The sequence below is a fragment of the Amphibacillus marinus genome (assembly GCF_900110345.1).
In the GTDB taxonomy this organism is placed as follows: domain Bacteria; phylum Bacillota; class Bacilli; order Bacillales; family Amphibacillaceae; genus Amphibacillus_D; species Amphibacillus_D marinus.
In genome coordinates, this window is the sequence record NZ_FODJ01000003.1 from 262,741 (window position 1) to 275,420 (window position 12,680).

Genomic DNA, 12,680 nt, shown 5'->3' on the forward strand with positions numbered 1-12,680 from the left:
CTTGAGAGCACTAGGAAAAGATAACTTTATTTATTCTGGTCATCAAATAGCTGAGCAAGAGAGAAACTATTAATAGAATCAAAGGAAGCGATTTTTAAATCAATAATATTCAAGTTTTTCTTAAGATCAGCCATTTGACTATTAATATTTTTTTTATGATTAATCATCATCTCTTTTCGCTCTGCTGATGTCTCAGCACCTTGCATGGTTAAGTCAATATATTTTTTTATATTTTTAATTTGCATACCACTATTTTTAAAGCAACAAATAAGCTTAATTACGTTTAAGTCAGTATCACTAAATTGTCTACGTCCAGTTTCATTTCTTGAAACGAACGGTAACAGACCTTCTTTGTCATAATATCGAATGGTGTGCGGGGAAATATCACAAATATCAGCGACTTCATTAATTGTGTACATAATGGCATACTCCTTAAAAAATAGTTTCCTTAAGTATAAATTTAATGAAAATAAATAACAAGACTGGCTGTACATCCACGGAATTATTAAAGTGGAGATTGTTGAACTGTTTCAGATAATAAGGTAGAGCAGATTCATGCGTGTTTTTTTTAAAAAAAAATCTAAATCATGCATTAAAAATGTTTGGATCTTGTATAAGCGGGAATAGAATACTACAAGGCAAATAAATATGGCTGGTAAAGGAAAGTAAAAGATTGATCAAGAGTCATATTTAATCTGCACAGCCTTGGCGGAAAATTTGCTTAATTGACGACGTAACTCGTCAGTAAGAAGATCTAGTGGTAATAAATGTAGGAGATTATCAGCAGGAAAGCAAAGTAATTTCGGTAAAGTGCATGTCTAAAGCAGCCTAAGCAAATGTTGTGAGAATGTTGTTCACAAGCATGCTCAACCCACATAATGGGTAATGGACTGTAACACAAGCGTTTAGTTTGGCGAGTAACGTTTAGTAGAAGTAAATGCAGGTAAAACTTAATAGGAAAACACAAATTTTCCGCGTATTGAAGAAGCGTGCTCATGATGGTGAGCATGCTTCTTTGTTGTAAAACTGGTCTTAATGATGTAAGCGTACTGCAAAACTGTGACAAATCTTTCACAATGCTATGCTGGTTAAAGTGCTATAATATGTGTATTGCATCACATACTATTCGGAAGGATCTGATCATCATGGGCTTTTATAGTCCGCAGGAGATTGCTAATTATACGGTTACATCGGGAAGTAAGAAGGCTAATTATACCGTGTTGCAATCATCAATATTAGGCTTTGAAGCTGGTGCATTCATTGCGCTAGGTTATTTACTTTATATTCATGTCACAGCAAACATGCCAGTGGAGTGGGGAGGCTTCTCAGCATTCATCGGTGCATCACTGTTTCCGTTAGGCCTTATCTTAACACTGCTGGCTGGTGGTGAACTGTTAACGGGGAACTTTATGGCGGTTCCTTTATCGAGGATGGAAAAAAAGGTTCGTTCACGACAAGTGTTAAAGAATATTTTAATTATCACATTTAGTAATTTTATTGGAGCCATATTTGTTGCCTATTTTTTTGGGCATATTGTTGGTTTAACCGAGAATGCCTATTTAGAAACAACCATTAAATTAGCTGAACATAAGCTTGAAGCAACATTCTTACAAGCATTTTTATCAGGAATTGGTTGCAACTGGTTAGTTGCATCGGCAGTCTGGTTAAGTTATGGTGCGAAGGATATGGCAGGCAAGATTTTAGGTATCTGGTTTCCGACCATGGCATTTGTCGCAATAGGCTTCCAGCATGTTGTCGCCAATATGTTCTTAATTCCGGCAGCCATCTTTGCTGATCATTTTACTTGGTTAGATTATGTGTACAACTTTATCCCTGTCTTCTTAGGGAATGCAGTAGGTGGAATCCTGTTCGTTGCTGGTGCCTATTGGGCAGTTTATTTAAAACAGGAGCAGTCGATTGCACCAATTGATAAACAATCCAAGCATATTGATAAGTTTCAAAAGACTAGTTAGTAGACTAGCTATCATAGATATCTGAAAGCCCAAGAGCCTATTAAATTGACTCTTGGGCTTTTGCTAATTACTAATAGAATAAATTATTGTATAATCAAGTAATGGTTAGGAGTGAGACAATGATAAATAAAACAAGTAATTATATACCAGGGGTTATGTTGGCGGTTGCGATTGCGTTTGTTGCAAGCATGACAGCTACCTATTTGCCTGTTCACATTATAAGTGCCACCGTTTTGGCATTGCTACTAGGGATGCTTATTAATGCTGTGTGCGAGCCCAAACAACCATTTGTTTCGGGCATTCGCTTTACCTCTAAAAAACTTTTAAAATTTGCAATTATCCTTTTAGGAGCTAGCTTAAATATGACTACGATTATTCAAGTAGGTGGTAGGTCACTTATTGTGTTAGCTTTTACACTCTTTACGTGCTTTGGAATTGGCGCGATACTAAGAAAAGTATTTAAATTAAACTGGAAACTGTCGAATTTGATTTCTACCGGAGCGGCAATTTGTGGCGGGTCAGCGATTGCAGCGGTAGCACCTGTCATTGAAGCTGAAGATCGCGATATAGCGTACGCATTAACAGTTACCTTCATGTTTGATATGGGAATGATTATCCTTTTTCCAATTATCGGAAAGTTGACTGGACTTACTGATACGGCATTTGGACTTTGGGCAGGGACAGCGGTAAATGATACGTCTAGTGTTGTGGCAGCTGGCTATGCCTTTAGTGAAGTAGCGGGTGATTTTGCTGTAACCGTTAAATTGATTAGAACACTGTTTATTATACCAACAGTTATCGTGTTCGCAGTTATTCATTCCTATCAGAAAAAGGACTTAGCACAAAAACAGTCTCCGAAAATGGCTAGTATGGTAAAAGCGATTTTCCCTTGGTTTATTGTTGGCTTTCTTGTACTGGCTATTTTAAATAGTGCTAGCTTAATTCCTAGCGCTGTTTCAGATGCGCTAAAGGAACTTAGTCGTTTTATAATGGTTGCAGCCTTGGCTGCAATTGGTTTGAGTACCCGCTTTAAGGACATCAAACAGTTGGGAGTAAAACCACTCCTTTATAGTTTAACGCTATCATCACTCGTTGTTGTGGTAGCTTTGCTCGTTATTTCATTGCAATGAGCATAAATTAAGTAGAACGATAAATCCATTCCTTTATCGTTCTTTTTTTTGACTAAAAAATGCCGATAGGCTAGAAAAAGAATTGCTAAACCGTCGTCATACTGTTATAGTAATCTATAACAGTATGACGAGGAGGGAATTATAGTGATTAATTGTGAAAATGTAAGTTTTAATTATCGAAAGAAAGCTATTTATCAAAATTTTAATTGGTGTCTTAAGGCTGGAACAATCTGTGGCTTGCTTGGACCGAATGGTGCCGGCAAAACAACGCTGTTTAATATGCTTGCTGGTTTAGTGTTTCCAACTAAAGGAGAGATCAACATCGCGGGGCATAACCCAAGCAAACGGGAAGCAGCTTTTTACCGGCAATTTGCTTACGTTGCTGAGACTTTACCTTGTCCTTCAATGAGTCCTATGGTATATGCAACCTTATGTGGCCCGCTATACCCTAATTATTCACCGGAACGGTTTCTGCAATTAGCAGAAGCGTTTGAGCTTGATATTGAGCAAAACTTTAATGCCTTTAGTGCAGGTGATCTAAGAAAAGCCTGGCTCGCGATCGTATTGGCCTGTCAGACAGCATTAATCTTATTGGATGAGCCATCGAAGGGTCTTGATATTAAGGCACAAGCTAGTTTGCGGAAAGCCCTTGCTGAAACAGCTGCAGCCGGCTCCCGAATTCTACTATCTACCCATCATGTCCGTGAGGTTGAAGGGATTTTAGATCATGTTACGATTATTAATCGTGGTGGAAAGCTCTTATTAAATGCTGAAGTTGCCCAGCTTTATCAACACTATTCTTTAATTGAAGCAGCTCAAGAGCACCAACTACCAAGTGATATCCTTGCGAAACAAAGACTGACGATGGGCTGGGTTGGCCTTGTCAACCAACCCGCACAAACCATGCAAGACATACCATTAGAATTATTATTTAGTGGGCTCTGTCGTCAAGAGCAGGTGATCAAGAGATGAACAATCAGCTAACATTGAAACCGAAACAGGTATTAGCTTTTTTAGAAACAGGTGCTTATCATTGGCGCTTGGCACTGCTACCACTGTTTGGGGCAGGGATAGCATTTATTAGCTTTGAGATTAGCGAGAATGCTACTAGTGGAGAGATTATCCTGCCATTCTCTTTTGCTGCGATCTTTTACACTGTGTTCCTGTATATCTTATTCTGGCACGGTAGTCTGTTATCGAATCGTTTGTTTGTTAAACAGGTCATCGCCTTAATCATTCAGTGGCCAATCTCGGTTAGGCAAAAGCAATTTTGGTTAGCCTTTCGAGGTACTTGGATGCCGGCTGGCTTATTATTATTAGGTGCAGCCTTAGCTGATTTGTTTGTTAATGGTCCATTGCTTTGGTTATTGCTTAAATCGCTTCCTTATGGTTTGGCAGCTTGCTTTTTTATTAGTGTTACATTGTGGCGCGGGACGTTTTCAGTTGCTGATCTCGGCATCATAAAGATTAGTTCACGGGAGGAAGTTAAGCTATCATTTTTAAATTTATTTGTTTTGGTTAGCCCAGTATTAGTTAGTTACTTAAATAGTTGGGCTGAACTTACGCTTGCTTGTTTTCTTTTTGGTCTGACTATTGTGATGCAAAGATCACCTAAGCTTACTTTTCAAATTACCAATAGTGCTGATTCAGTCGATCGTAATGAAAGGGAATCTAATCAAACCATCCTTTCTTTTAGTGAGAGGGTTAAGTCTAAGAGTGCTCGTATTTTTATGTTATTAAGCTGGGATTCAATTATCCAGCCGATAAAAAAACTGTTCATTTTAAACTTTGGTACGGTGTCTTTCATTGTCTTTGTCTATTATGCTATAAATGGTTTATTTTCAGCCAGCTCTGCATTGTTAATGATGGAGCGGGGGATGTTCTTAAGTATCCATATTGGTTTTGCTACTGCATTAATGCCAGGTAGTAATAGTATAATGACCTATGATGATGAATTGACATTGACAATGCTCCCAACTTCATTACTAAAGAAAGTGACAATCCGCATGACCCGTCAGTTTATTGAAACCGTATTACTTAACGTTTTTAATATTATGCTCATTACCACAGCGATCTGGTTTACGCATTCACTTTTAAATCCTTTTATTAGTCAGCCTGAGCTTAAATATGGATTAATGGTAATCTATACACTGAAAAGCAGCCTGCTCATCATCCCACTTGTTTTGGCGGTAATGGGTCTGCTTGAGCTATTGCTAAACACGGTAATTGTGCTTGCTCAGCGACTTATCACACTAAAAGCATTTAATTGGGCATTAGTGGGCGGGATTTTTATCCCGTCGATTCCGTTAGTGGTGTTAGCATTTTTAAACATTTCTAGCGGGCAGATATATGTGAGGTTAGTTAGCTATCCACTTGCTTTGATGGCGATAGGCGTCTTTTTGATAACACGAATGGGGATTTATTGGACCAGCAAAAAGATCCAGGTGGTGGCGGGATGAGTCAATCATTTCAAGCGTCTCTTACGATCTATAAGCAAATTGCCTTAGGGATAGAGAATGCCATTTTAGAAGGAACGGTAAAGCCCGGTGAGCGATTAGCCTCGCTTCGAGAAAGTGCGGTAGAGCTGGAAGTAAACATTAATACGATCATGCGTGCTTATAATATTTTGGAAGAAGAAGCAATTTTGTTCAAAAAACGCGGCTTAGGCTTTTTTGTTACAAAAGATGCGCTAACGAGAATTCAGCAAAAACGAAAAGTGGACTTTTATCAGCAGACTATTCCTGAGCTAGCTAGAACGATGAAGCAATTAAATATTAAAGAGCAAGAATTGCTTGCAGCTTTACAAAATTATTACCAATAAACAATTGAAATAAAAAAGCGCTTGTAGAAGGAGCGCTTTTTTGTTGGCTATTGAGAAGAACCAAATGTCGTTAGCGATTCCATGCCATGATCATGCTGACCTAATGAAGCAGACCAGGTAACTAGACAAATATGGGCTACTCGAAATTGCAAGTGCATTAAAGGCAATCAATGTATAGATTTACATGGAAAAAGTAAATAACTTATTGTTTTATTCTAGCAATTTATTTAAATGCAATTATAATAAAATGGAAGCGTTATAATGAGGTGAGAAAAATGAAAGTTTCCCAGTTAATTAGTGATGGAATGGTGATCCAACGCGATCGTCCGTTCATCGTAAATGGACTTAATGAGCCAAATGAAAAAATTGTATTAGCTTTCCGTGAAAAGTCCTATCAAACAATGTCAACTGCTAATGGAGAATGGCAGATTACGATTGATGCGACTAAAGCAGGTGGCCCCTTTCAGCTCACGATAATCGGCGACCAAAAGCTTGAGCTTAACAATGTCCTTGTTGGTGATGTTTGGCTTTTAGGCGGTCAATCAAATATGGAATTACCGGTAAGGCGGACGCTTGATCTATTTGCCGATGAATTAAAGACGGTGAATCAGCCGTTGATCAGGCACTTTGCCGTTCCCCAAATTTATAATTTTGAACAGCCACAAGCCTTTATCGAAGGTGGAGAATGGTGTCCAGCTACTCAAGAGCATCTCTATGATTTTAGTGCTGCTGGCGTCTTTTTTGCGAGTGAAATGTACCAGAAAGAGCAGGTTCCAATTGGGTTAATTCAGGCGGCAGTTGGTGGTACGCCAATTGAAGCGTGGCTAAGCGAAGAAACCTTACGTCAGTACGGCGGATTCGATCCATTGTTAGCTAACAATAAGAATAGTGAACGCATTGAGCAGACGATTGAACTAGAGCAACAACAGCAAGCATTATGGTATACAGCCCTTAATCTACAGGATCGGGGGCTGATTGAACAATGGTATCAGCATGGAGAACCAGCACTAGCTTGGCAGAAATTTGAGGTCCCAGGATCATGGGCAGAAACAGAATTGGCTACTATTAGGGGTGCGGTATGGTTTACAAGGGAATTCGTACTTCCTGAATCTATTGATCAAGGTCCAGCTCAGCTAAAGCTGGGTACTATAGTTGATGCGGATGATACTTATATTAATGGTCATTACATTGGCGGGACGGCTTATAAGTACCCGCCTCGACGCTATCCTATTCCAGAGGGTATTTTAAAACCTGGGCGAAATACCATTATGGTACGTGTAATAAGTACGAATGAAACGGGGCAGTTTATCCCTGGTATGCCTTATGAAATCAAGACCGACCAAGCAAGCTATTCTTTAGCTGGAACTTGGCATTATCAAGTGGGAGCAGTCACCGACCCATTAAGTCCAATGACGTTCTTTCAATACCACCCATCTGGTGTATTTAATGGCATGATTGCCCCGCTGAATGGGTTATCTGTCAAGGGTGTCCTTTGGTATCAAGGTGAATCAAACACTGGTGACCCGGACGATTATGCTGAAAAATTTAAGCGCCTTGTTAAAGACTGGCGCATTACCTTGGCAGCTCCTACATTGCCTTTTATTTTTGTGCAGCTCGCTAACCTTGAGACGGGCAACCAGCAGCAAGAGAGTAATTGGGCACTATTACGCGATCAACAGCGTCAATGTCTTGAAATAGATCATACCGCTATGGTCGTTTCAATTGATATTGGTGAGGCTAACGATCTGCACCCACAGGATAAGAAGACTCTGGGCCAGCGGCTAGCCAGATGCGCACAAGGCTTAACAACTTCAAAGCAACGTCCAGTTATGGGGCCAATCTTTCAGTCAAAGCAATTAAGTGTGGATGGTATCACCGTTTATTTTAATCATGTTGGCCAAGGGTTAGTTTGTAAAGGAAAAGCGCTTGGTGGGTTTGAGCTAAGCATTGATCAAATAAACTATCAACCTGCATGTGCTAAGATCGTCAATAATCATGTTTTTGTTTATCATGATCAAATTAAGCAGCCTAAATATGTCCGCTATGCTTGGGCGGATAACCCTACGGAAGCTAACCTCTACAATCAAGAAGGCTTACCTGCCTCACCTTTTCAAGCTTAACCTTAGCAAAGCAGGTTTGGTGAAGGTGGGGTGACCATTTAGGTTGTTGTGGTTTTGCTATACAATTTTGCAGACTTACTATCTTATCGGCAGTTAGCCAACTTTTTTTGAGCATAATGGCCTGTCAATTTCCTTATTCATACAAAAAAATATAATTATAATGCTATAGGATAGTTAAGCTGAAAACTGTCCTTTTTTTTGTAAGAAAAACTGAATAACTGCGTCTTATTAATAGGAGGTGATGACGTGACAGAATTTGAGCAGATTTATCGGCGATACTTCCGCGCTGTCTATTGGTATGTTTATCGATTGACGAAGGACCAACATCTGGCAGAGGATATAACTGCGGAAACATTTTTAAAAGCACTGTCAGCAATAAAACAGTTTAAAGGTGAGTGTGACCTAAGGGTATGGCTCTGTCAAATTGCTAAAAATAATTATTTATCCTATTTGAGAAAACATCGGCGTTTTGGTGAATTTGAACGCTTAAGCCAGATAGAAGATGATGTGCGAATTGAAGAACGTGTTGTTCAATCATATGATGTTGAAGTTGCTAAGCAATATATTACCAAACTTAAACAGCCTTATCAACAGGTGTTAGAGCTCCGTATTTTTCAAGAACTAAGTTTTTTTCAAATAGGTGTTAGGTTTCAGAAATCGGCAAATTGGGCTTGTGTCACCTATCACCGAGCCAAGAATAAGCTTAAACATGAAATGAGGGATTACCAATGAAAACGTCATGTTCGATTATTCAAGATTTACTACCTCTATACAAAGAGGGGTTAGCTAGTAAAGAAAGTGTAATCATTGTTGATCAGCATCTGACTTGCTGTCCAGATTGTCAGTTGTTTGTTAACCAGATGAATGAAACAGCTATTCCAAATGATCCAGAAGTGACAACATTTAAACAGGTAGCTTTAACAGTTCAGAAACGGAAAAGGCAGCTTATGTTGTGCTCATTTCTCTTTGCCATTACATTATTTGTTGTTGTCTTTTATCACCTAAACAAACCGCGCTTTCTACCATATACTGAGGAATTGATAACAGTTGAACAAGTTGCTGATGAGCTAGTCGTTGCAGAATTGAATAGTGCTGTTACCAACTTTGAAATAACCTGGAGCAATAATAATGCGCATATTACAACATGGAATACAATGTTAGCACCTAAAAGAACGGATGATAGTAATCAAATTATTCTATTAAGCCACCCAGATCAGTCTGTAGAGCAGGTTTATTACGTTGAACCGAATGAGGGAAGCGATTTATTGCTTTATTCACAGCAAAGAACTGATGATTTTGAAGGTGTCATGACCTTACCAAGGTTAGCTTTAAGCTATTACGTGATAATAGCAGGGATAATGGCATTTACCTGTTTCGTCGTGAGCGGTCTTACTGGTCACAACATGGTGCGTACGCTTTCTAAAAAGCTTTCGTTACTGGCAACTTGTTATGTAGTCGCTCATCTAGTAATTAAAGGGGTTAGTCCCACGACATATGTGCTGATCAGAGATTTTGGCTATATTTTAGTTGTAGCTGTAACCTTGTTTGTGAGTACTTCAATTTGGCTGGAAGGTCGCAAATTGATAGCTAATTAATAGTAAATTAAGTTCGATTAAATTTTTTGGATTTTTTTAATGTGGCATTTAGAATAGAAGCATATTTAGACAATCTTTATCGCTAATCAACGGCAGACAAAGAAAATGTTTAAATTTGAAAACCACACACGAAACGTTTCAGGAAGAACATTTGCACTTAATTTGACAAACCGTCATAAAAAAAATCTATACAAAACGTAATTGATAACATTACGTTTTGTATAGATTCGAAAGAAAAGACTTATTTTAAAGTAAGTTGACCAGGATCATTAAGTAAGTTAATGATTCCATCTAAATAACCATTTACATAAAGAATAAAGCCTAAAGTTACTGAAAGTAAAATGATTGAGGGAACTAAAAATTTCTTCATGTTATTAACCTCCTTCCATATTTATATATTTAAACGGTAACCTTGCATAAAAAAAGTCACCATTTTTCTCAATAAAATCATTATAGGATTGCATTAACATTCGTTTATCATTATATGCCCGACCAAGGTAGTACTTGGTAAAAGGTGTTATTGGTTTTATCCCTGCTAGGATTTTTTTAGCTAATGCATTATTACCTTTTGCTAATGCAAGATGGGCTTGCTCACTTTTATTTTCTGTCTTGATATCATCCACAATACCGAAATGAGCATGAATAAAAGGTATGTTTTGCATAATTAATAGTTTAATTAAGAATTCATTTTTGGTTTCAAAAACGATCTTTTGAGCAGTGTTTAAATGGTATTTTGCCGAATTAAAACTATCAAATATAAAAGTAGAAGCCAAATTAATATGGATGATCGTTTTAGATGTCTTATTATGCGACATGGATAGAACCTTATAGGCATGCTTTCTTGCTAGGATAATATCATTGCTTTTCCAATAATGAATAAAAAGAACACGATCTAATCTATTCTCTATATACGGCCTTAAAATAGAGTAATTATTAATTTGATTGAAAAGTTGCCGGTATTGACTAATCAGATTTGATGCTAAAGTAGATTCATAAGTATAAGTAAATATTGAGTGTTCTTGAAAAAGAATAACACATTGAAGAGCTGGGTCCGTTGTCTTAACAGCATGAAGTTGATTTAGTAGATTCTTCTTATTAATTTTGTTAATCTCATGCAATAACATTAATTTATATACTAAAGCCCAATCCTGATTAAGCTTATTTGAATGCGCTCTATTTTTCTCAATTAACTGATATAATTCAGCCATATAATCGTTCATATACAAATACTCTAAGCCAACGCACATTGAGTACGGATGTTTGGTATTCATAAAGTAATTGCACATTACTTGGCTAAGGTGTTCTTCAGGTACTTGTTTTTGTACCAAAAGGTAAAAGGATTCGGCATCCAGATGATAGTGAGCTTGTCCAAAGTCACAGTCATCTGCTCGTTTAATAATCAATTCTCATCCTCCCTTCAATTAATTTCCATACGTTAATCTTCTCATAAATTCGTTTTTTTTCAAGGGGTTTCGACGATGAATCGTTCGTCAAATAATGAGCCAAATCCCTATTAATCGACTTTTACTAAAGTAAACCGACAATTAGTGGGGATCTTACAGTCCGTTAATCCGTGATAAGTTTTGTTTTTTGGAAACCTTTTTACTAAAGTGGACGTATTAAAAAAGAGAGGAGGTTGTTCACCATGACAGAAATGTTTAACGATGAAGAAATTGATTTTGGCTTTAATAATGCTAGCCAGCGCTCATTTGCTGACGTATACCAACTCCATGTCGAAACAATCTATCGCATCTGTTATACAATGGTTGGCAATAAAGGGGATGCAGAGGATATGTGCCAGTCTGTATTTATTAAGCTATTAGAGAAGCAGAGGAGCTTTGCTAATGTCAACCATGAGCATGCCTGGTTAATTACCACTGCCAAAAATCAATGTATTGATCTTCATCGGAGTCGATTAAGACGAAAAGTTATTCAGTTTGATATTGATTTGCTTGGTTGGGAGGGGTTGGACCAATTTGAGTATCAGGATTTAGAAGAGCAATTAAAGAAATTACCTCCGTTAAATCGGCTTATTATCTATCTGCACTATTACGAAGGATACAAGCTTGCAGAAATAGCTAAGCTACTCCAAGTAAATTTAAACACAATTAAGACGAGAATGCGCCGGGCCAAGAAGGTACTTAGCACTGAACTAGGAGGGATAAATGATGAAAGGTGATAAACTTAATCGTTACTATGAAGCAACAGGACCTTCAGGAGAGCAGAAAGATAGCATGTTGGGCGAAATTTATCAGTCTTCAAAACGTGTGACGAACCCAAAAAGACACTGGAAAAAACATCTGCCCCTCATTCCTGTAACAGCAGCAAGCATACTACTGCTTTTAATTCTGACCCTGTTTATGCCAAGAGTGATTGAGCGTAACCCATCAGGCGCACAAGGGGACCATTACCAAATTCGGTTAAACCCGCAATACGATTCAATTAGAAATTCAGATGAGACGTTTATTGTTGAAGAAATTAATGGCTGGTTTGAAATGTTTTTTCAAATTGAGGGCGACAATATTCGAGAAATAAACATTAAGGCAGAAAATGAATATGTCGACGGCTATGGTATTAGAGAAGCAACTGAGCATTATGGTGAAAGGGATTATGAGAGTAATTATTACGATAGTCAGATCTGGTCATATAACCGTTATTATGATGATTTTCTTACACAAGAGATTACCTTTCAGTTTGATCAGGACTTTACTGCCCATGATGAAATTAATTATAAATGGACCGCCTGGGAATTATATAAGTGGTCAATTACTGACGAATTTGAACACTATTATTTTGATCGTTTCAGCCACCTGAGTAATAAAGCGTTACAGATTGTTACCGATAACAATGGTGGTCGCGTGCCTGGTGAATTGCAGCTCAATGACTATCCAGATGAACTTAAAGAAGATTTAATTACAATTACAATTACTGACCATGATGGGAATGAGACTGTTAAATACATTCAAATTAAGCTATCTAATAATGAAGATCACTATATGATTATTCAAGCTGAGGTAATAGATTAGGTTAATAGTGTCAGA

13 protein-coding genes are annotated in these 12,680 nt (G+C 37.8%); 10 read left to right on the top strand and 3 right to left on the bottom strand.

The genetic code is table 11. The annotated features are described in order from the left end of the window. Nucleotides 1-26 precede the first annotated feature (26 nt). A complete protein-coding gene (locus tag BM000_RS06830) occupies nt 27-419 on the bottom strand; it encodes a MerR family transcriptional regulator (RefSeq protein ID WP_091496169.1) in 393 nt (130 codons plus the stop codon). Between the two features lie 726 nt (nt 420-1,145). On the opposite strand from BM000_RS06830, the gene BM000_RS06835 reads away from it, so the two are divergent. From BM000_RS06835 to BM000_RS06870, 8 genes are all read left to right on the top strand, one after another. Further along, nucleotides 1,146-1,973 carry a formate/nitrite transporter family protein gene (locus tag BM000_RS06835; RefSeq protein WP_091496172.1) on the top strand — a complete coding sequence of 276 codons (828 nt, stop codon included), beginning with the start codon at nt 1,146-1,148 and terminating at the stop codon, nt 1,971-1,973. 119 nt (nt 1,974-2,092) lie between these two features. Then, nucleotides 2,093-3,103, top strand: a complete 1,011-nt coding sequence (locus BM000_RS06840; RefSeq protein ID WP_091496174.1) for a YeiH family protein — start codon at nt 2,093-2,095, stop codon at nt 3,101-3,103. A 144-nt stretch (nt 3,104-3,247) separates the two neighbouring features. Further along, nucleotides 3,248-4,075, top strand: coding sequence for an ABC transporter ATP-binding protein (locus tag BM000_RS06845; RefSeq protein WP_177178238.1), 828 nt, complete (start codon nt 3,248-3,250; stop codon nt 4,073-4,075). Next, a complete protein-coding gene (locus tag BM000_RS06850; RefSeq protein ID WP_091496178.1) occupies nt 4,072-5,562 on the top strand; it encodes a hypothetical protein in 1,491 nt (496 codons plus the stop codon). The genes BM000_RS06845 and BM000_RS06850 overlap by 4 nt, the downstream gene beginning before the upstream one ends. After that, nucleotides 5,559-5,924, top strand: a complete 366-nt coding sequence (locus tag BM000_RS06855; RefSeq protein WP_091496180.1) for a GntR family transcriptional regulator — start codon at nt 5,559-5,561, stop codon at nt 5,922-5,924. Before BM000_RS06850 ends, BM000_RS06855 begins: the two co-directional genes overlap by 4 nt. Nucleotides 5,925-6,199: 275 nt before the next feature. Beyond that, the gene (locus BM000_RS06860; protein WP_091496182.1) at nt 6,200-8,044 is read left to right on the top strand and encodes a sialate O-acetylesterase; all 1,845 of its coding nucleotides are present in this window, start codon (nt 6,200-6,202) and stop codon (nt 8,042-8,044) included. Nucleotides 8,045-8,290: 246 nt separating this feature from the next. Then, on the top strand, nt 8,291-8,776 hold the full coding sequence (locus BM000_RS06865; protein ID WP_091496184.1) for an RNA polymerase sigma factor: 486 nt from the start codon (nt 8,291-8,293) through the stop codon (nt 8,774-8,776). After that, nucleotides 8,773-9,639 (top strand): zf-HC2 domain-containing protein, encoded by an 867-nt coding sequence (locus tag BM000_RS06870; protein ID WP_091496185.1) that lies wholly within the window; start codon nt 8,773-8,775, stop codon nt 9,637-9,639. Before BM000_RS06865 ends, BM000_RS06870 begins: the two co-directional genes overlap by 4 nt. 241 nt (nt 9,640-9,880) lie before the next feature. On the opposite strand, the gene BM000_RS17080 is transcribed toward BM000_RS06870, so the two are convergent. After that, nucleotides 9,881-10,009: a hypothetical protein gene (locus BM000_RS17080; RefSeq protein ID WP_281245850.1), complete on the bottom strand. Its 129-nt coding sequence runs from the start codon at nt 10,007-10,009 to the stop codon at nt 9,881-9,883. A gap of 4 nt (nt 10,010-10,013) precedes the next feature. After that, nucleotides 10,014-11,042, bottom strand: coding sequence for an AimR family lysis-lysogeny pheromone receptor (locus BM000_RS06875; protein WP_091496188.1), 1,029 nt, complete (start codon nt 11,040-11,042; stop codon nt 10,014-10,016). A 242-nt stretch (nt 11,043-11,284) separates the two neighbouring features. Between BM000_RS06875 and BM000_RS06880 the strand changes: the two genes are divergently transcribed. Further along, nucleotides 11,285-11,818 carry an RNA polymerase sigma factor gene (locus BM000_RS06880; RefSeq protein WP_091496190.1) on the top strand — a complete coding sequence of 178 codons (534 nt, stop codon included), beginning with the start codon at nt 11,285-11,287 and terminating at the stop codon, nt 11,816-11,818. Next, nucleotides 11,805-12,665 carry a hypothetical protein gene (locus BM000_RS06885; RefSeq protein WP_143063904.1) on the top strand — a complete coding sequence of 287 codons (861 nt, stop codon included), beginning with the start codon at nt 11,805-11,807 and terminating at the stop codon, nt 12,663-12,665. The genes BM000_RS06880 and BM000_RS06885 overlap by 14 nt, the downstream gene beginning before the upstream one ends. The last annotated feature ends 15 nt before the right edge of the window (nt 12,666-12,680 follow it).